Here is a 17,756-nt window from a genome sequence, read left to right as displayed (position 1 = left end):
CGGCGGCCAGCGCCAGCCGCAGGCCGTCGCGGGCTCGGGCTGCTTGCTTTAGCGCCTCCAGCGCAAAGGCAAGCCGCCCTGGCTGATGCGCCCGCGCTCCGTTGTGAAGCGCCAGTGGCGTCCACCCGCCTGTCCAGGCACCGCGGCGCCCTGCTCCCACACGATACGCGCGCGGCCTTCCAGCTCCAGCACGGCGCCCGTCTCGTCATGGATGAACAACAGTGCCGCGCGTGGGTCGAGCAGCAAGTTGCCCAGGGTATTGAAGAACCGGTTGCCACCGAAATCGGGCACGATCAAGGTGTCGCCTTCCATCCGCACGAAACCCATCGGCCCGCCACGGTGCGAGATGTCGACCCCGTGCGCGCCGCCGCTGGTGGCAATGAAAAAGGTCTCGGCGCGCGCGATCATGGCGCGCTCATCCAGCCCGTCGAACTCGCGCACCACCGCCGGCACAGCCGCTACCGCATGCACGTCGCGCAGCACGATGTGCTGCGGGCAGTTGCCGAAACTCTCGCGCACCTCGATCAGCAACTCGCCCGCGCCCACGCTGCGCACCATGCCATTGGCGCGGTTGCGCCGGCGCGTGGCGAAGTCGAGCCCCAGCAGCCCGAGCGCCTGCCCGGCCTGCATGCCGCTGTCGTCCACGGCAATGCGCAGGGTGGCCGGATCGGGACTGTCGATAAACCCCGGCTTGCCACTTAGCACGCGGGCGCGCGGACGGCCATCGGCGTCAACGGTTCCCGCCAGCACGAACGGCAGCGCCGCGAAAAAGTCGCGGTGCTGGTCCGGCATGAAGGCGCGGATGCCGTTCCCCGAACTGCTCACGCCAGCGAGCGCCTGCGCCCTGAGCTCGCCTTCGTGGAATGGCGTGTTCATGCGGCGGCCGGCAAAGGCGAGGCGGGCAGCGCCACAAACCCCGGCAAGGCTTCAATTCGCGCCAGCCAGGCGCGCAGCGCGGGATACGGCGCCAGCGACATGCCGCCTTCCGGCGCGTGCGCCACGTAGCTGTAGCAGGCCAGGTCGGCCAGCGTGGCATGCCCGGCCGCCAGGAAGCTGTGCGCTGTCAAATGCTGGTCCATGAAGGCCAGCAGGCGCTGCGCCACGGCGCTGGTCTGGACCAGGTCGGCCGGGACATTCCACAGCGCCTTGGCGCGCGCCTTGGCCGGGCCGAAGGCCAGCTCGCCGGCCGCGATCGACAGCCAGCGCTGCACGGCGGCCGCGCCGGCAGGATCCTCGGGCAGCCAGTCGCTGCCGGGCGCATAACGTTTGGCCAGGTAGACCAGGATGGCGTTGCTGTCGTTGATGACCAGTTCGCCATCCTGCAGCACCGGGATCTGTCCGAGCGGATTGAGCGCGCGGAAGGCGGCGCTGTCGCGCACCTCGGCTGGCGCCGGCACGAAGCGGAACGGCAGGTCGAGCATGCGCAGCAGCAGCTCGACGCGGTGGACATGGCCCGACACCGTCAGGCCGTGGAGGATCAGGGAAGTGGCTTGCATGGCATCTCGATTCAAAAAGTGGAAAAGGAAATGCATGCTACCCCTTGCACGTTTTAATGAGAATAGTGGTAAATTGAAAATGATTATTTCAATTGGCGAAAGAATGCATGGACCGTTTTGATGAGTTGCAAATTTTCGTGGCGATCCTCGACGCCGGTAGCCTGAGCGGCGCGGCACGGCGCCTGCGCCGCTCGGCCCCAGCCGTCACGCGCGCCCTGGCCGCGCTGGAAGAGCGGGTCGGCACGCGCCTGGTCGAGCGCACCACGCGCCGCCTGGCCGCCACCGAGGCGGGCTTGCGCCTGGCCGAGATGGCGCGCCGCGTGCTGGCCGACTACGACGATGCCGTGCGCGAAGACGACAACGCGCCCCTGCGCGGCCGCCTGCGCATCACCGTGCCGAATGTGTTCGGGCGGCGCCACGTGGCCCCGGCCATGATCGACTTCCTCGACCTGCATCCGGCCCTGCAGGTCGAGCTGGTGTTCAACGACCGCAACCTGGACATGATCGAGCACGGCCTGGACCTGGCGGTGCGCATCGGTCCCCTGCCCGCTACCGGCATGATGGCGCGCCAGGTTGGCCAGGTGCGGCGCATGCTGGTGGCCAGCCCGGCCTACCTGGCGCGGCGCGGCACGCCATCCAGCCCGCGCGAACTGGACGCCCACGACATCATCTTTTCCGAGCAGCGCATGGGCACCGAATGGCGTTTTCTCGACGCTGGACGCGAATGCGCCGTGCGCCTGGCGCCGCGCCTGATCGTCAACGAAATCGATACCATGCTGCTGGCGGTGCTGGCCGGGCGCGGCATCGGCCGTCCGCTCTCTTACCAGGTGGCCGAGCAGCTCGCCGCCGGCACCCTGGTACGCCTGCTGCCCGCCTGCGAACCGGCGCCGCTGCCGGTGCAGCTGCTGGTGCCGAGCGCGCGCCACATGGCGCCGCGTTTGCGCGCCTGCATCGAATTCCTCGTCCCTCGCCTGACCGCCTTGCCGGTGCTCCAGCCAATCGCCCCCGCCAAAAACGCTTGACGCCGCGCGCAAGCTTCGGCATGATTCAAACCTACTAGTTGGTAGGCAAGCGGAGGCAGGGTGGAAAAACGATTTGCGACATTGTCGGCCTCGGCCGAGCGGGTGGTCGACGCGGCCCAGCGGCTGATCCAGCAGTACGGCTACAACGGCTTTTCGTACGATGACATCGCGCGCGAAATCGACATCAAGAAGCCCAGCATCCATCACCATTTCCGCACCAAGGCCGATCTGGTGCACACCATCGTGCAGCGCTATGGCGACCGTTTCGCCACCCTGCTGCGTGCCATCGACGAGCGCGGCGAGGACGCGCCCGCGCGCCTGGCCCGCTACGGCGAACTGTTCGCGGCCACCTACCAGCAAGACCGGCGCCTGTGCGTGTGCGGCATCCTGGGCGCGGAAGCGGCGGCCATGTCGCCCGAGCTGGCGCTCGAAGTGCGCGCGTTTTTCCAGCTCAACCTGGATTGGCTGGCCAACACCATCCTTGAGGGCGAACGCGCCGGCCTGCTGCGCGTGCGCGGCGGCGCCGATGCGCAAGCCTACGGGCTGCTCAGCGCGCTGGAAGGGGCGATGATGGTCGGGCGCGGCTTCGGCAGCGACGCCAGCCCGGCCCTGGCGGGCACCACCTATGTATCGAACATGCTGGTCTGATCCGGCATCCCGGTTGCCGGCATTGGCCGGCATTTTTTTGGCAACAACAACCTACCAACTAGTTGGTATAGAAAGGCATCATATGAACACCACATTTGCAGGACAAACCCTGCTCGCCGTGGGCGGCAACAGCGGCATGGGGCTGGCCTCGGCCCGCCTGGTGCTGCGCGGCGGCGGCGCGGTAGTGCTGCTGGGGCGCGACGCGGCCAAGAATGCGCGCGCCGCCGACCAGCTCGACGCCCCCGGCCGCGTGCACACCCTGGCCGGCGACATCGGCAACGAGGCCGACCTGGCGCGCCTGCGCCAGCAACTGGCGGCCGACCATCCGCACATCAACCTGATCCTCAACGCGGCCGGCATTTTTTTCCCCAAGCCTTTCCTGGAGCACGGCGCGTCCGACTACGACCAGTACCAGGCGATCAACCGTGGCATTTTCTTCCTGACCCAGTCGGTGGTGGCGTCGATGGTGGCGCGCGGCGCGCCGGGCGCGATCGTCAACATCGGCTCAATGTGGGCGCGCCAGGCGGTCGCCGCCACGCCGTCGTCGGCCTATTCGATGGCCAAGGCCGGCATCCACGCGCTGACCCAGCACCTGGCGATGGAACTGGCGCAGCACAAGATCCGCGTCAACGCCATCTCGCCGGCCGTGGTCGACACGCCGGTGTACGAAGGTTTCATTCCCAAGGACCAGGTGGCGGCCGCGCTGGCGGGCTTTAACGGCTTTCACCCGATCGGGCGCATCGGCACGGCCCAGGATATCGCGCACACAGTGGCCTTCCTGCTGTCGAACGACGCAGCCTGGGTCACGGGCGCGGTGTGGGATGTGGATGGCGGCGTGATGGCGGGACGTAACTAAAAGCGAATCGTGCCCCGCTTGCCAAGCGGGCATTGATCCGGGATGATGGGGCATGAAAAAACCTGCCCCCTCCTCCTTCTTGCGCCTGTGTATCGCAGCCGCGCTGATTGCCGCCGGCACCGCCTGCAGCGAACCTTCCACCCCGGCCGCGCCGTCCGCGCCGGCCAAGCCTACGCCGGCCGCGCCAGCGGCCACCAGCGATACGGCCCGTTCGCTCGGCGCGCGCATCACGGCCGAGATTGGCGATGCCGCCTGCGACAACGCCAGCCAGTGCCGCACCCTGCCGGTCGGCAGCAAGGCCTGCGGCGGACCGGCCGGTTTCCTGCCATGGTCGACCAAGCGCAGCAACGGTGAACTGCTGGCGCGGCTGGCGGCCGAACAGGCGGCCGCCGAAAAGAAAGTGAACGAGAAAAGCGGCATGATGTCGACCTGCTCGGTCGAACAGGACCCGGGCGCGACCTGCAGCGCCGGCAAATGCGTGCTGCAACAACGCGGCCTGGGCGGCACCGACGCGCGCTGACCGATAGCGCCGCTGCAAGCAGCGGCGCGCCATAAAAAAAGGCTGCGGGCAAGAATGCCGCAGCCTTTTTTCACAGGCGCGCCGTGCGGCGCGCCTGCTCTTGCCGAACTTACTTCGCCAGTGGCGCGGCGCGACGCGGAGCGTCGAACTGTGGCAGCGGATCGTCGGTATTGACTTCAACCATCGTCATGCCCTGGGTAGCGCCTGCCACCACATAGCGCAGTGCGCCCAGGTGACGCTGGTTGGCCGCCAGGCCCGACCAGCTCATGCTGACCGTGCCGGTGCCGCCGACATACGAATACGCCGGTACCAGTGCCTTGAAGTTGCCGTTGGTGGCGCCTGCTGGCAGGACCCACGACGACAGCTTGTACTCGGCTTCGCCGCCGGCTGGCTCGTAACCGATCACGCACACCTTGTAGGCGCCCGCTGCTGGCGAAACCAGTTGCACGCGCTCGTTCGAGCCGCCGTTGCCGCTCGAGGTGATGGCGCCGTTCGGGCCAACCACGATCAGGTCCAGGTCGGATGCTGCGCCGCCGCTGGTATCGTCGTTGAACAGCGAGAAGCGCGCTGCCATGGTCGATGCTGGCACGTTGACCGTGTGCACGTTCACGCCAGGGCCACCGCCGGCCAGGCAAGCTGCCTGGTAGATATCGGCGTCGGTGCCCGATTCGCCGATGGTGCGCGTTTCCACGACCGCAGGCAGCAGGCCCGATTTGACCGACGTCATGGCGCCGGTGAAGCCGGTGCCGATGGTGATCAGCTTGCTGCCGGTGGCAAATTCGCTCGACACCGAAGCCGCTGCCGCCAGGGCCGAACCGCGCACCGTCAGCGGGCTGCGCACGTTGGTCACGCCGTCAGACCAGACCAGGCTGCCGTAGGTCCAGGTATCGACCGGCGCATCGATGCGGGTGACCTTGACCTTGAAGCTGGCTTTCTGGCCGGCGCCGATGGTCAGCGTCGGCGGTTGCACCTCGACCTTGTAGCCAGGCAGGTTAGCCGTGGCGTTGTAGGTCGCGGCGGTGGTGCCGACGTTGGTCACGGTACGGCTCAGGGTCAGGCTGCCCAGCACGTTACTGGCGGTCAGCGACGCCAGGTTCAGGTTGTACGGCTGGATGGTGCCGATCGCCTGGCAGGTCGCGGCGCTGTACACGCCGGCATTCAGGCCGCACAGGAAGCGTGCGTAGTCGATCTCGCTGGCGTCGTACACCAGGCCCGGATTGGCGGCGCCGTTCGGCGTCACGTGGCCGGCGCCCTGGCCCCATGGCAAGGTGCCGGTGGCTTTGGCGGTGGTATCCCACTTCACGCCCGCAGTCACGCCGTCCGGCTGGGTGCTGCCGGCGCTGGTCATCAGCGCCGATTTGATGGCCGCTGGCGACCAGGTCGGGTGCAGTTGCTTGAGCAGCGCGGCCAGGCCGGCCACGTGCGGGCTGGCCATCGAGGTACCCGAGTAGAAGGCCCAGTCGGACATGGTCGACGGATTGCCGGCGGCAATCGCATCGCGCTGCGCGCGGGTCAGGTCGGCGGTGACGCCGGCCAGCACGTCGCTGCCCGGTGCGGTGACGTCCGGTTTCAGGATGTTGGCGTTGGCCACGTTCGGTCCGCGCGAGGAGCTGCCGCTCATCACCGGTGCCGCCACGTTCGGATTGATCACGCCTTTCAGGTCGCCCAGCGAAGCGATGGCACTGGTCGGATTGGCGGCGATGTAGCTTTTCAGCGTGGTGCCTTCAGCGACCGGCAGGTGCACGGTCGACAGTGCATGCGACTGGTTGAGGATGGCGTTGTTGGTCACGACGACGTTGGCGATGATCGCACCGACGGCGCCGGCATCCTTGGCGTTCTGGCTCTTGTTGACCAGCACGTTGGCGCCGCGGTCGCACACCAGGATCTTGCCGGCCACCTTGGCCGGGTCGATCAGCGGCTGCTCGCCATCGGCCGCGCCGAAGCACTGCAGCAGTTTCGGGAGGGCCGGATCGACACCGGCCAGGCCGGCGTCGCGCGCCAGGATCAGCGGCGCCGAGCCGGTCGAGGCATTGCTCGACGAACCGGTCAGCTTGGTGCCGTTACCCAGGGTGGCGGTACCGACGAACAGGCGGTTGTGGGAAGAGTTGCCGACCGTGGTCAGCCATGGGCTGATGTGCGATACCGGGGCGGGCGTGGCCACGCCAGGGCCGGAATTGCCGCCCGAGGCTGCCACGAACACGCCCGCGCTGGCCGCGCCCAGGAAGGCCACTTCGGTCGCTTCGTTGAAAGCGCCGCCGCCGGCGTTCGGGCCGATCGAGAAGTTGATCACGTTCACGCCGTCTTTGACGGCTTGCTCGATCGCGGCCACGCTGTTGGCGGTGGCGCAACCGTTCTTGCCGGAGGCGGCGTCGGTCCAGCACACCTTGTACGAGGCGATGCGGGCGCGCGGCGCGATGCCGCTGGCAAGACCCAGGGTCAAGGCGCCGTTGACGATCGGGGTGTTGGCATTGCCGCCGGCGGTGGTCGAGGTGTGGGTACCGTGGCCGCCATGGCCTTCGGCGCCGGCGACCGAGTCGCGCGCGGAGCTAAATTCGGTCCAGTGCAGGGCCTGGGTAGGCGACTTGAAGTAGCGCGCGCCGATCAGCTTGTTGTTGCAGTTGGTCAGGGCGAAGCCTTCGCCGGTGTCGCAGCTGCCTTTCCAGGTTGACGGCGGCGCGCCGTAGGCCAGGGTGGTGCCCGAGTGGCTCGGCACGCCATTGGCGTCGACCTTGTCGGCGAACGAGGCATTTTCCGGCCACACGCCGCTGTCGACGATGCCGATGACGATGTTCTCGCCCGCGGCAACCTTGCCGCCAACCTGTTCCCACAGGCCGCCGGTTTTATCCAGGCCGAGGAAGGTCGGGGTGTAGTTGGTGTCCATCTGCATGATGGAGTCGGCCGTGATGTTGGCCACGCCCGCATCTTTTTTCAGCGCGCGCACTTCGGCGTCGGTCAGCATGGCCGAAAAGCCGTTGAAGACGACGTTGAACTTGTGGGTGACCTGGGCCGCGTTGACGCCGCTGAGGACTTTCGATTTCTTGGTTTCGAGGTAGCTGATGTAGTTCTGCACATCGCTCGCGTCGACGTCCAGGCGCTGGCCTTCGGCCGGCTTGGTGGCGGCCAGGCCGGCCACCTGGCCGGTGTAGGTGGCGACCGGCTTGTCGACCAGTTGCACGATGTAGGAACGGCGAACTTCGTCAGCGGAGGTGGTGGTGGCGAGGCCAGCCAGCATCAGCATGACGGCAAGGGAAACGGGGCGGAGTGTCATATTGGAATTCCTTGCGTGCTTAGAGGGTAACCGGGGTCGATGGGGTGCTGCCGGCCTTGCGGCGGCGCGTCAGGCTGATGGCGCCGATGCCCAGGCCCACCAGCAGGAACGATCCCGGTTCCGGCACGGCGTTGAAGCTGATATCGTCCAGCGCGAACTGGGCCTGGCCGTTGGCCGGATTGGCCAGCGAGTTGTAGCAGCCGCCATTGCCGTCGAACAGGCAGGCATTGACCGTCAGGCTGGTCAGCACTTCATTGCGGAATTTCTGGTCGATCAGGGCCGAACCGAAGGTGAAGCTGCCGCCGCCGTTCTGGCCGGGGAATTCCGAGGTGCTCGAGACCACGGTGCCGTCGGCACGGATGCCGGAAAATTGCAGCAAGCCATAGTTGCCGTCAGGGATGCTGACCGGTGGCAGGAACGCCAGGCTCAGGCCGCCGATCTGGAACTGGTGGCCGGAACGGGTGAATTTCACGCCGCCATCGTTGATAACTGCAAGAAAATTGCCACTGGCGCCAGCCGGGCAACCGATCGAGAAGCAGGTATCCGGATCGTTGCTGTTGGCGATGGCGGCGAACGGGCCGGTCAGGCTCAGCTCATCGGCAATCGGACTACCGAGAATCAACATGTTGTAGCCGCCTTCGCTGACCGATTCGCCGTTGACCAGGGCGTTCGGCTGGACCGATTCGAAGGTGATAGGACTGGCCATGGCCGGCAGCGCGCTCATCAGGGCGGCTACGGCTGCGATCGTGTGGAGTGCGCGGGTGGCGCGCCGTGGGGTACCCAGCGGGGTGACTGTGCGATTCATCTCTTGCCTTATGTTTGAATTATTTCGATCAATGGGCGTACAGGTCGAGGTGCCTGCTTGCTACTTTTCTTAAAAGTGCAAAAGACTATAGCAAAGGAAATAATTGTTGTAGCAATAATCTCAACGTAAATAATTCATATTTTTAATCATTTCACCAAAGCTTGTTTCGTTTCCCCTATGAAAAGATGCCAAAATGGTCCGTGACAATTTCACCACATTTGCCAACATTGTTTGTGTTAGCTGTACTTGACTCTTTTTCCGTTTGCGCGCGTAATTGCGTGCGCGCGGCGCCAAGGGTGTGTATCATGGGTATTCGTTATAAGCGTAAGGATCGATCATGAACCCACGCCGCTCCTTTCTGAAGAGTTCGGTTGTACTGGCATCGGCACTGAGTCTTCCCGCCATGGCCCGCACCGCCAAGGCTGTACCAGGCGAACGCACCTTGCGCCTGTATAACACCCACACGGGCGAAAGCCTGCGCAGCGTGTTCTGGGCCGAGGGCCAGTTCCTGCCCGAATCGCTCACCGATATCAACAAGCTGTTGCGCGACCACCGCAACAACACGGTTGCCCACATCGACCCGCAACTGCTGGTGCTGCTCAACCGGGTCAGCACCCAGCTCGGGCGCGACCCGGTCCTGCATGTCATTTCCGGCTACCGCTCGCCCGAAACCAACCAGATGCTGGCCGAAGCCAGCGATGGCGTGGCGCGCCACAGCATGCACCTCGAAGGCAAGGCCATCGACATCCGCATGCCGGGCCAGAGCCTGGCGCATGTGCACAAGGCGGCGCTCAACGCGCGCGGCGGCGGCGTCGGCTACTATCCCGACTCGCAATTCGTCCACCTCGATACCGGCCGCCTGCGCCGCTGGTAAGTCACTGAACGGCGCGCGCCGCAGCGCCGGCGCCGCCGCCCGGACTTATTTCCTTGCCATCACTCTCGCGCCGCCTGCTTGCCATCCTTGCCATGGCGTGACAGCCTGCGGGCGCGCCCGCGCCCATCGACAGGCCTTGCCGCACGCTGCCAGCCGGGCTGGCGCGCTGACCTTTCCAGGCCGGCGCCGGAACCTATTGCGCAAGGCGGCGTCTAACCAGTTCAGTCACCCATCTGCACGTAGCGCATGAACGATCACCTGGTCCAGTTCTACGAGGACGACGTCTTTCTCATCAAGGGCCTGGCCGACTACATCGGCGACGCCCTCGAACGCGGCGACAAAGGCATTGCCATCGCCACCAGCGGCCATCTCGACATGCTGCACCAAAGCCTGTTCGCGCGCGGCCTGGTCGACGCGCAAGGCCGCAATCCCGGCGGCAGCTACCTGGCCTTGCAAGCCGACCACATGCTGCCCATGTTCATGGACAATGGCATGCCCGACGAGCGCCGCTTCCGCACCGCCATCGGCGAGGTCATCCGCAAGGCCAGCGAGCAGCACCGCGGGCGCGTGTGCGTGTTCGGCGAAATGGTGGCGATCCTGTGCGCCACCTCGCACCGCTCGCTCAATGCCGTCGGCAAGCACGATGCCGCCATCCGCGTCGAGCGTTTCTTCAACAACCTGCAGCGCCAGTTCGATTTCGAGCTGCTGTGCGCGTATCCGCTGAACGCCTTTCCGTCCACCGCCGACGCGCCCATGTTCGACGAAGTGTGCACCCTGCACAGCCACGTGCTGCCGGCCGAGAGCTACGATCCGGCGGCCAGTGTGCACATGCTGCAGCGCACGATCGCCTCCCTGCAGCAGCAAGCCTACTCGCTCTCGACCGAGGTGCGCGACCGCCAGCTGATCGAACAAGCCCTGCGCGAAGTCAATATCGACCGCCTGACCGGCCTGCCCAACCGCAACGTGTTCCAGGACCGGCTGGAAATGGATATCAAAAAAGCCCACCGCAGCGGGCTGCCGCTGGCCCTGCTGTTCATCGACCTCGACCATTTCAAGGAAATCAACGACACGCTCGGCCACCAGGTCGGCGACATGCTGCTCAAGCAGGTCGGCCAGCGCCTGCAAACCTATGTGCGCGAGAGCGATACCGTGGCGCGCCTGGGCGGCGACGAATTCACCATCACCCTGAGCGAACTGAACAACGTCGACACGGTCACCGATGTGGCCCAGAAAATCCGCAACGACCTGGCCAAGCCCTTCCTGCTCGGAAACGAACTGGCGTATATCTCGGCCAGCATCGGCATCACCCTGTATCCGCGCGATGCGCAGAGCGCGGGCGAGCTGCTGCGCAACGCCGACCAGGCCATGTACCAGTCCAAGGACAACGGCCGCAACCGCTTCACCTACTTCACGCCCAGCATGCAAGAGGCGGCGCAGGCGCGCATGGCGATCAGCAACGAGCTGCGCCGGGCCCTCGACGAAGGCCAGCTGGCGCTCCATTTCCAGCCCATCATCGACATGCACGACGACCGCATCCGCAAGGCCGAAGCGCTGGTGCGCTGGCAGCATCCGGCGCGCGGGGCGGTCAGTCCGGTCGACTTCATTCCCATCGCCGAGCACACCGGGCAGATCGTCACGATCGGCAACTGGGTATTTCGCAAGGCGCTGGCGCAGCGTCGACCAGCAGCTGACGGTGAACGTCAACGTGTCTCCAGCCCAGTTCTATCACACCAATGGCGACAATTGCCGCCACTGGCTGACCGACAATGCCATCGACCTCAGCGGCGGCGCCGGCCCGCCCGAGGTGGGACTGGAAATCACCGAAGGCTTGCTGCTGGCCTCCAACAGTGCGGTCATGAAGCAGTTGCTGGCCTTCCAGCAGGCCGGCATCAAGATTTCGCTCGACGATTTCGGCACCGGCTATTCCTCGCTGTCCTACCTGCGCAAGTTCAACCTCGACTTCCTCAAGATCGACCAGTCCTTCGTCTACAACCTGGAGCACGACGCGGCCAACGTGGCGCTGTGCGAGGCCATCATCGTCATGGCGCACAAGCTGGGGCTCGAAGTCATCGCCGAGGGCGTGGAAACCGAACAGCAATACGACATCTTGCGCCGCGCCGGCTGCGATTACGGCCAGGGTTTCCTGTTCGGCGGACCGCTGCCGCCGGACGAGTTCGAGGCGCTGCTGTACGGGCGGCTGCTGCTGAGCGCCTGAGCGGCCCTCATTCGTGGAAATAACATGACCGTCAGCAATATTTCCCACTTGCTCGTACAATCATCGGATGCGCCCTTGCGCCAACCACGCGCAAGCACGCCATTCCATGGACCGCCCTCCCCGCACCGTCAAGACCATCGCCATTCTCGCCGTGACCCAGGTCCTGTCCTGGGGCACCCTGTACTACGCCTTCGCCGTGCTGGCGCACGACATTGCGCGCGAGCTGGGCTTGCCGGCGTCCGCCGTGTTCGGCGCGTTTTCCTGGTGCCTGCTGGTGGCCGGCCTCAGCGCCACCCCGGCCGGCATGCTGATCGACCGCCACGGCGGACGGCTGGTCATGGCCGGCGGCTCGCTGCTGTGCGGGCTCGGCTTCATCCTGCTGAGCCAGGCGCGGGGCCCCAGCGCCTACTACCTGGCCTGGACCGTGCTCGGCGCGGCCATGCCGGCCGTGCTGTACGAGGCCGCCTTCGCCACCCTCAACCGCCTGTTCGGCATCGGCGCGCGCAAGGCGATCTCGACCATCACCCTGTTCGGCGGCTTCGCCAGCACCGTGTTCTGGCCCCTGACGGTGCACCTGAACGGCAGCGCCGGCTGGCGCGCCACCTACCTGGCCTACGGCCTGCTCCAGTTGCTGCTGTGCCTGCCGCTGCACTTGTTGCTGGGCACGCCAACCAAGGCAGCCGGGGTGCACAAACACGCCGCCACCGGCACCGATTTCAGCCTGGGCCAGGCGCTGCGCCATCCCGCCTTCTGGAAGCTCGCCTTTGCCTTCTCGGCCAACAGTTTCATTTTTTCGGCGCTGTCGGCGCACCTGATTCCCATCCTGCAATCCTACGGACACGCCTTGTCCAGCGTGGTGTGGATGGCCGCGCTGATCGGGCCGATGCAGGTCGCCGGCCGGATCGGCGAAATGCGCCTGGCCCGGCACGCGCGCCCGCAGGCGAGCGGCACTTTTTGCTTCGCGCTCTTGCCCGGCGCCTTGCTCGCCGTGCTGTTCTGGGGCCAGCACCAGGCGGCGGTGGCGCTGTTCTGCGTGCTCTACGGCCTGTCCAACGGCATCCTGACCATCGTGCGCGGCACCTTGCCGCAGATCCTGTTCGGCGCGCGCAACTATGGCGCCATTTCCGGCGCCCTGGCCGGGCCGGCGCTGCTGTCGCGTGCCGCCGGCCCGATCGCCATCGCGGCCCTGCTCCAGTTCAACGCCTCGCCAGCCATGCTGTTTTCGTTGCTGCTGGGCTGCTCGCTGGCCTCGCTCCTGTTCTATCTGTTAGCCGTGCGCAGCGGTACCCCAGCTGCCGCCACTGCCCGCTGAACGGCGTGCGATAGCGCACAGACCACCGCCGGCACGGCCCGTATTGTCAATCGCTCAAGACACTGCGGAGGATGACATGCCCACACCCCACCTGCGGACCGTCCTGGCCGCGCTTGCCATGCTCCTGCTGTCCGCCTGCGGCGGCTCGGATGGCGGCAAGCGCCCGGCCGGCAACGGCGCCCTGACCGTCAACCTGGCCAACCTGCCGGCCGGGCTGCCGGCGGCGGTGCACATCGGCGGCCCGGCATCCTACGCAAAAACCATCGGCAGCGGCCAGACCTTGTCGGGCCTGGCCCCCGGCAGCTACACCGTCAGCGCCGACAGCATCCTGAGCGGCAACATGAGCTGGAGTGCCGCCGCCCCGGTCCAGAGCGCCACCGTGGCCGATGGCGCCACCGCCGTGGTCAACGTCAGCTACAGCAGCAGCATCCTGGCGCTGGCCGTGCGCGAGGTGGCCAGCGTGAGCGGCGCCGTGTTCCTTACCGCGCCAGCCGGCGACGCGCGCCAGTTCATCGTCGAGCGCAGCGGGCGCATCCTCGTGATGCAGGATGGCGCACTGCTGGGCACGCCCTTCCTCGACATCCGCAACCGGGTCGGCGCCAGCGGCGAAGGCGGCCTGCTGTCGCTGGCCTTCCATCCCCAGTACGCCAGCAATGGCTGGTTCTTCATCTATTACACCGGCGCCGGCAACGACATCGTGGTCGAACGGCACAGCGTGTCCGCTGCCAACCGCAACCTGGCCGAAGCATCGGCCGTGCTGGAAATCATCCGCATCCCCCACCCCGGCGCCACCAACCATTACGGCGGCCTGGTCAGCTTCGGCCCGGACGGCTTCCTGTACCTGGGCACGGGCGACGGCGGCGGCACGGGCGACCCCAACGGCAATGCGCAAGACTTCAATAACCTGCTCGGCAAAATGCTGCGCCTGGACGTCGCCAATGCGCGCGGCGCGCAGCCGTACGTCATTCCAGCGACCAACCCCTTCGCCGGCCAGTCCGGGCGCCGCGCCGAGATCTGGGCGTCCGGCCTGCGCAATCCATGGCGCTATGCCTTCGACGCCGACCACCTGTACATCGCCGACGTCGGCCAGTCCAGGCGCGAGGAAGTCGATATCGCCGCCGTGTCCCAGGGCGGCCTGAACTATGGATGGAACATCATGGAAGCGTCGCTCTGCTACAACGCGGCCATCTGCAACAAGTCCGGGCTGACCATGCCCGCCTTCGAGTACGATCACGGCAGCGTCAACGGCTGCTCGATCACGGGTGGCTATGTGTACCGGGGCAAGGCGATTGCCGAACTGGCGGGGCGCTACTTTTATTCCGATTATTGCGGCGGCTACCTCAAGAGCTTCCTGTATAAGGACAACAGCATCACCGAACAGACCAGCTGGACCATTCCCGACATCGATGGCGTGCAATCGTTCGGCCAGGATGGCAATGGCGAGCTGTACCTGATCGCCGCGAGCGGCAAGGTTTACCGGATCGTGCGCGCGGGCACGCCGTAAGACAACGCGCCAGGCGACGCGCCAGGCGACGCGCTCGCCAGCGCGCTAGCCGACGCGGTAACAAATCGACCGGGCGGGGCATGACGCGCTAAAATCGGCGTTTGCCCCGTCCATTACCAACCGGTACCCCTATGGCCCGCCTGATCCTCGATTTTCCGGAAGAGCAGTATTACTACACGACCCCGCTGACCGTGCGCGTGACCGACATCAACGGTGCCAACCACCTCGGCAACGACTCGATGATTTCGATGATTTCCGAGGCGCGGGCGCGCTTCCTGTACGAATTCGGCGTCGCCGAAACCGAGCGCGACGGCACCGGCATCATCGTCACCGACCTCGCCACCACCTACCGCGCCGAAGCGCACGCGCGCGACCAGCTGCTGTTCGAGGTCGGCGTGATGGATTTCAACAAATACGGCGGCGACCTGATCTTCCGCGTGACCCGTCCGCGCGACAAGAAACAGATCGCCATGGCCAAGTCCGGTTTTGTCTTCTTCAACTACAAGAGCACGCAAGTGGTGACGATGCCGGACGAGTTCCGCGCCAAATTCCCGCGCGTGAACTGGATCGATTAAAAAATAGTTGGAACTTTTTCGTCCGCGGGCGGCAATACAGGGACGAGACCACCATGACGATGCCGCCCACACCTCCCGACACCGACCTGCTGCACCAGTTGCGCAATGGCGCGGGCGCGGCATTCCACACCCTGTACCAGCGCCACCAGGCGCCCTTGTACCGCTTCGCCCTGCTGCGCACCGGCTCGGGCGACACGGCGGCCGATATCGTCCAGGAAGTGTTCATGGGTTTACTGACCGGAAGCTTGCGCTACGATCCGCTGCGCGGGCTGCTGCTGCACTTCCTGTTCGGCGTGGCGCGCAAGCTGATCCTCAAGCACGAACAGCCGCGCCTGCGCCTGGCCAGCCTGCCCGATGCCGGCGACGATGACGACAGCGCGTGCGAGGCCGGCAGCGACGAAGGCGAACCGCTGGCACGCCTGCTCGACAACGAACTGGCCGAACAGGTGCGGCGCGCACTGAGCCTGCTGCCGCCGCACTACCGCGACGCCGTCATCCTCTACGAGCTGCACGACATGTCCTACCTGGAGATTGCCGCCATCTGCCAGATCGATATCGGCACCGTGCGCTCGCGCCTCGCGCGCGGGCGCGCCGCGCTGGCCAAACGGCTGGCGGCGCACCGTCCCGCCGCCCTGCATGACTGATTGCCGAAAGAGCGCCATGAACCACGATGTCCCTGACCCCGACCTGGCCGCCCCGCTGGCCGCCTTGCGCAGCGCCAGCGCCGCTTGCAGCACGCCCGCGCGCGTGGAACACGCCCTGATGGCCGCCTTTGCCGCGCAGTTTGCGCGCAAGCGCTGGTACCAGCGGCTGTCGCCGGCGCAATGGGGCCTGGCGGGCAGCCTGGGCGGCGCCACGGCGGCGCTGCTGGCCGTGCTGGTCCTGCGCGCGCCCCTGCCCGGCGGCGCCGGCCAGGCGCCGCCGGCGCACCCTGACGACGGCCTGGCCTTCATCGCCCTCGTATCGCAAGAACGGATCGAACAGGAACCGAACCCGCGCATGCTCGAAACCAGCCTGCCGCGCACCGAACTGGCGGCGCTCGGGGTGCCGGTCAGCCCGGACACGGCGGGCGACTCGGTGCGTGCCGAAATGCTGGTGGGCGCCGACGGCGTGCCGCTGGCCCTGCGCCTGAGTTCACAGTAATCCCATTCAACCTCGAAGGAAGCATCATGCACACGACCCGACTCCTGTTCGCCGTCCTGATCGGCAGCGCGCTGCTGCCCGCGGCGCAAGCCGCCGTGGCCACGCCGCCCGATCCCTTGCGCTTTATCGGACCGCTGATGCCGATGCACGGCAAGGCCGTCAAGAACGCGCCGTACAGCGCCGAAGCGGTATTTGAGCAGTTGCAGCGCCTGGCCGACGGCAACGAGATCAGCCGCACCAGCATTTCCATGAATTACCGCGACAGCGCCGGCCGCACGCGCCAGGAAATCCGCGACGCCAGCGGCGAGGTGCGCACCATCACCCTGTACGAGCCGGCCGACGGCGTCACCCACATCCTCAACCCGCGCCAGAAAACGGCGACCAGGGTGGCCGACCCGAGCGCCACGGCGCGCGCCGCGGCCCAGGCCCGGGTAGCCCAATTGCGCGCCGATGGCAAGCCGCCCGAACGCCGCCTTGAGGCCGCCGACGAGGTGATCGTCAAGGGCGTCGAACGGGCCGGCGGCGACGCGCGCAAGCAGTTCCAGGAAAAGGTGCGCATCCAGATCGCCGACAGCATGGCCGGTACGCGCCTCGGCCCGGCCATGGCGGGCGCCTTCGGCGATGTGCGCTGGGCGGCCAAAGCCAGCACGCGCGACTTGGGCAGCAAGGAGGTCGACGGCGTCAAGGCCGACGGCAAGCTGCGCACCTACGAGATTCCCGCCGGCGAAGTCGGCAACCGCAACGCCATCGTGGTGTCGCACGAAAGCTGGTATGCGCCGGACCTGAAGGTGACCATGTACAGCAAGCACAGCGACCCGCGCAGCGGCGAGCGGACTTACCGCCTGACCAATCTCAAGCGCGATGAACCGGCGCCGGCGCTGTTTGCCGTGCCGGCCGATTACACGGTCCGGGATGTGCTGGCCGAGCGCGCCAGGGCGGCCGCCAGCCGCTGAGCCGCCGCGCTTGGAGCGCGGCAGGTGCACAGGACGCTTAGCGCGCCGCCAGCGTCTGCTTGAACCAATCGTCGAGCATCTGTTTCTCGTAGCGCAGCAACTCGTTGTTGCCGTACTGGTTCATGCGGTTCAGATACTGCATATTGCTCAGTTTTTCCTCGCCCGACTTGATCACCTTGCCGCCTTCGGCAATGCTGTAACGGAAGTGGATATGCGGCCAGTCGGCGCCGCCGTTCATCACGCGCAAATCCTGGCCGCCGCGAAAATTCGGCTTGACCTGGCCGGCCAGGTCGAGGTCGAGCACCTCCACCTTGAGTTCCTGCCCGGGCGGCAGGCTGGCCGCGAGTTTGTCGAAATGGTCCGTCAGCTGCTTGAGCACGCGCTCGCGCTCCCACGGTGCGAACGGCACGTCGGTAAAGCGGTCCGGTTCGGCATACGAGACCGATGCCGCGGCCGTGGCGGCACTGGCCGGCAGGGCCATCAGCGCCGCCAGCGCACCTGCTTGCAACACCTTCGTCAATACGGTAGTCATGTTGATCCTTTCGATGCGCAACGCGCTTCTTCA

16 protein-coding genes and 1 pseudogene are annotated in these 17,756 nt (G+C 66.4%); 12 read left to right on the top strand and 5 right to left on the bottom strand.

The window, feature by feature from the left end; translation table 11 throughout:
- Positions 1 to 48: 48 nt before the first annotated feature.
- The gene (locus PO883_RS21000) at positions 49 to 876 is read right to left on the bottom strand and encodes a pyridoxamine 5'-phosphate oxidase family protein (protein WP_167088941.1); all 828 of its coding nucleotides are present in this window, start codon (positions 874 to 876) and stop codon (positions 49 to 51) included.
- On the bottom strand, positions 873 to 1,496 hold the full coding sequence (locus PO883_RS20995) for a glutathione S-transferase family protein (RefSeq protein WP_289311473.1): 624 nt from the start codon (positions 1,494 to 1,496) through the stop codon (positions 873 to 875). Before PO883_RS20995 ends, PO883_RS21000 begins: the two co-directional genes overlap by 4 nt.
- A gap of 107 nt (positions 1,497 to 1,603) precedes the next feature.
- On the opposite strand from PO883_RS20995, the gene PO883_RS20990 reads away from it, so the two are divergent.
- From PO883_RS20990 to PO883_RS20975, 4 genes are all read left to right on the top strand, one after another.
- Positions 1,604 to 2,518: a LysR family transcriptional regulator gene (locus PO883_RS20990; protein WP_289311472.1), complete on the top strand. Its 915-nt coding sequence runs from the start codon at positions 1,604 to 1,606 to the stop codon at positions 2,516 to 2,518.
- A 60-nt stretch (positions 2,519 to 2,578) separates the two neighbouring features.
- A complete protein-coding gene (locus tag PO883_RS20985) occupies positions 2,579 to 3,166 on the top strand; it encodes a TetR/AcrR family transcriptional regulator (RefSeq protein WP_289311471.1) in 588 nt (195 codons plus the stop codon).
- Positions 3,167 to 3,248: 82 nt separating this feature from the next.
- Entirely contained in the window at positions 3,249 to 4,022 is a 774-nt protein-coding gene (locus PO883_RS20980) for an SDR family NAD(P)-dependent oxidoreductase (RefSeq protein ID WP_289311470.1), read from the top strand.
- A gap of 52 nt (positions 4,023 to 4,074) precedes the next feature.
- Positions 4,075 to 4,542 carry a hypothetical protein gene (locus PO883_RS20975; RefSeq protein WP_289311469.1) on the top strand — a complete coding sequence of 156 codons (468 nt, stop codon included), beginning with the start codon at positions 4,075 to 4,077 and terminating at the stop codon, positions 4,540 to 4,542.
- A 109-nt stretch (positions 4,543 to 4,651) separates the two neighbouring features.
- On the opposite strand, the gene PO883_RS20970 is transcribed toward PO883_RS20975, so the two are convergent.
- Together PO883_RS20970 and PO883_RS20965 are read right to left on the bottom strand one after the other, a co-directional pair.
- Positions 4,652 to 7,810: a S8 family serine peptidase gene (locus PO883_RS20970; protein ID WP_289311468.1), complete on the bottom strand. Its 3,159-nt coding sequence runs from the start codon at positions 7,808 to 7,810 to the stop codon at positions 4,652 to 4,654.
- A 19-nt stretch (positions 7,811 to 7,829) separates the two neighbouring features.
- A complete protein-coding gene (locus tag PO883_RS20965) occupies positions 7,830 to 8,615 on the bottom strand; it encodes an NF038120 family PEP-CTERM protein (protein WP_167088947.1) in 786 nt (261 codons plus the stop codon).
- A 337-nt stretch (positions 8,616 to 8,952) separates the two neighbouring features.
- On the opposite strand from PO883_RS20965, the gene PO883_RS20960 reads away from it, so the two are divergent.
- The 8 genes and pseudogenes from PO883_RS20960 to PO883_RS20920 all read left to right on the top strand — a co-directional run bounded on the left by PO883_RS20960 (position 8,953) and on the right by PO883_RS20920 (position 17,191).
- The gene (locus PO883_RS20960; protein ID WP_167088948.1) at positions 8,953 to 9,489 is read left to right on the top strand and encodes a DUF882 domain-containing protein; all 537 of its coding nucleotides are present in this window, start codon (positions 8,953 to 8,955) and stop codon (positions 9,487 to 9,489) included.
- A 246-nt stretch (positions 9,490 to 9,735) separates the two neighbouring features.
- Positions 9,736 to 11,704 (top strand): annotated as a pseudogene (locus PO883_RS35165) (putative bifunctional diguanylate cyclase/phosphodiesterase).
- Positions 11,705 to 11,810: 106 nt separating this feature from the next.
- Complete coding sequence (locus PO883_RS20945) at positions 11,811 to 13,016, top strand: MFS transporter (protein WP_289311465.1); 1,206 nt, start codon at positions 11,811 to 11,813, stop codon at positions 13,014 to 13,016.
- Between the two features lie 76 nt (positions 13,017 to 13,092).
- Positions 13,093 to 14,520: a sorbosone dehydrogenase family protein gene (locus tag PO883_RS20940; RefSeq protein WP_289311464.1), complete on the top strand. Its 1,428-nt coding sequence runs from the start codon at positions 13,093 to 13,095 to the stop codon at positions 14,518 to 14,520.
- Between the two features lie 131 nt (positions 14,521 to 14,651).
- Positions 14,652 to 15,095, top strand: coding sequence for a thioesterase family protein (locus PO883_RS20935; RefSeq protein WP_054266069.1), 444 nt, complete (start codon positions 14,652 to 14,654; stop codon positions 15,093 to 15,095).
- Positions 15,096 to 15,148: 53 nt separating this feature from the next.
- Positions 15,149 to 15,739 (top strand): RNA polymerase sigma factor, encoded by a 591-nt coding sequence (locus PO883_RS20930; protein ID WP_289311463.1) that lies wholly within the window; start codon positions 15,149 to 15,151, stop codon positions 15,737 to 15,739.
- A gap of 16 nt (positions 15,740 to 15,755) precedes the next feature.
- Positions 15,756 to 16,238, top strand: a complete 483-nt coding sequence (locus PO883_RS20925; RefSeq protein WP_289311462.1) for a hypothetical protein — start codon at positions 15,756 to 15,758, stop codon at positions 16,236 to 16,238.
- Positions 16,239 to 16,264: 26 nt separating this feature from the next.
- Entirely contained in the window at positions 16,265 to 17,191 is a 927-nt protein-coding gene (locus PO883_RS20920; RefSeq protein ID WP_289311461.1) for a hypothetical protein, read from the top strand.
- A gap of 37 nt (positions 17,192 to 17,228) precedes the next feature.
- Here the strand turns inward: PO883_RS20920 and PO883_RS20915 are convergent, their stop codons facing one another.
- Entirely contained in the window at positions 17,229 to 17,723 is a 495-nt protein-coding gene (locus PO883_RS20915; RefSeq protein ID WP_289311460.1) for a DUF3016 domain-containing protein, read from the bottom strand.
- Positions 17,724 to 17,756: the final 33 nt, after the last annotated feature.

Source organism: Massilia sp. DJPM01, assembly GCF_030348125.1.
In the GTDB taxonomy this organism is placed as follows: Bacteria; Pseudomonadota; Gammaproteobacteria; order Burkholderiales; family Burkholderiaceae_D; genus Telluria_A; species Telluria_A frigida.
Note: the sequence above shows the minus strand (reverse complement) of the source record. Positions and strands in the feature narration are given on the sequence as shown.

What these genes read in the sequence shown, in the direction of transcription:
- PO883_RS20935 (WP_054266069.1), top strand. Translation starts at nt 14,652, where the DNA reads ATGGCCCGCCTGATCCTCGATTTTCCGGAAGAGCAGTATTACTACACG.
- PO883_RS20945 (WP_289311465.1), top strand. Translation starts at nt 11,811, where the DNA reads ATGGACCGCCCTCCCCGCACCGTCAAGACCATCGCCATTCTCGCCGTG.
- PO883_RS20930 (WP_289311463.1), top strand. Translation starts at nt 15,149, where the DNA reads ATGACGATGCCGCCCACACCTCCCGACACCGACCTGCTGCACCAGTTG.
- PO883_RS20990 (WP_289311472.1), top strand. Translation starts at nt 1,604, where the DNA reads ATGGACCGTTTTGATGAGTTGCAAATTTTCGTGGCGATCCTCGACGCC.
- PO883_RS20920 (WP_289311461.1), top strand. Translation starts at nt 16,265, where the DNA reads ATGCACACGACCCGACTCCTGTTCGCCGTCCTGATCGGCAGCGCGCTG.
- PO883_RS20980 (WP_289311470.1), top strand. Translation starts at nt 3,249, where the DNA reads ATGAACACCACATTTGCAGGACAAACCCTGCTCGCCGTGGGCGGCAAC.
- PO883_RS20960 (WP_167088948.1), top strand. Translation starts at nt 8,953, where the DNA reads ATGAACCCACGCCGCTCCTTTCTGAAGAGTTCGGTTGTACTGGCATCG.
- PO883_RS20970 (WP_289311468.1), bottom strand. Translation starts at nt 7,810, where the DNA reads ATGACACTCCGCCCCGTTTCCCTTGCCGTCATGCTGATGCTGGCTGGC.
- PO883_RS20925 (WP_289311462.1), top strand. Translation starts at nt 15,756, where the DNA reads ATGAACCACGATGTCCCTGACCCCGACCTGGCCGCCCCGCTGGCCGCC.
- PO883_RS21000 (WP_167088941.1), bottom strand. Translation starts at nt 876, where the DNA reads ATGAACACGCCATTCCACGAAGGCGAGCTCAGGGCGCAGGCGCTCGCT.
- PO883_RS20975 (WP_289311469.1), top strand. Translation starts at nt 4,075, where the DNA reads ATGAAAAAACCTGCCCCCTCCTCCTTCTTGCGCCTGTGTATCGCAGCC.
- PO883_RS20995 (WP_289311473.1), bottom strand. Translation starts at nt 1,496, where the DNA reads ATGCAAGCCACTTCCCTGATCCTCCACGGCCTGACGGTGTCGGGCCAT.
- PO883_RS20940 (WP_289311464.1), top strand. Translation starts at nt 13,093, where the DNA reads ATGCCCACACCCCACCTGCGGACCGTCCTGGCCGCGCTTGCCATGCTC.
- PO883_RS20915 (WP_289311460.1), bottom strand. Translation starts at nt 17,723, where the DNA reads ATGACTACCGTATTGACGAAGGTGTTGCAAGCAGGTGCGCTGGCGGCG.
- PO883_RS20965 (WP_167088947.1), bottom strand. Translation starts at nt 8,615, where the DNA reads ATGAATCGCACAGTCACCCCGCTGGGTACCCCACGGCGCGCCACCCGC.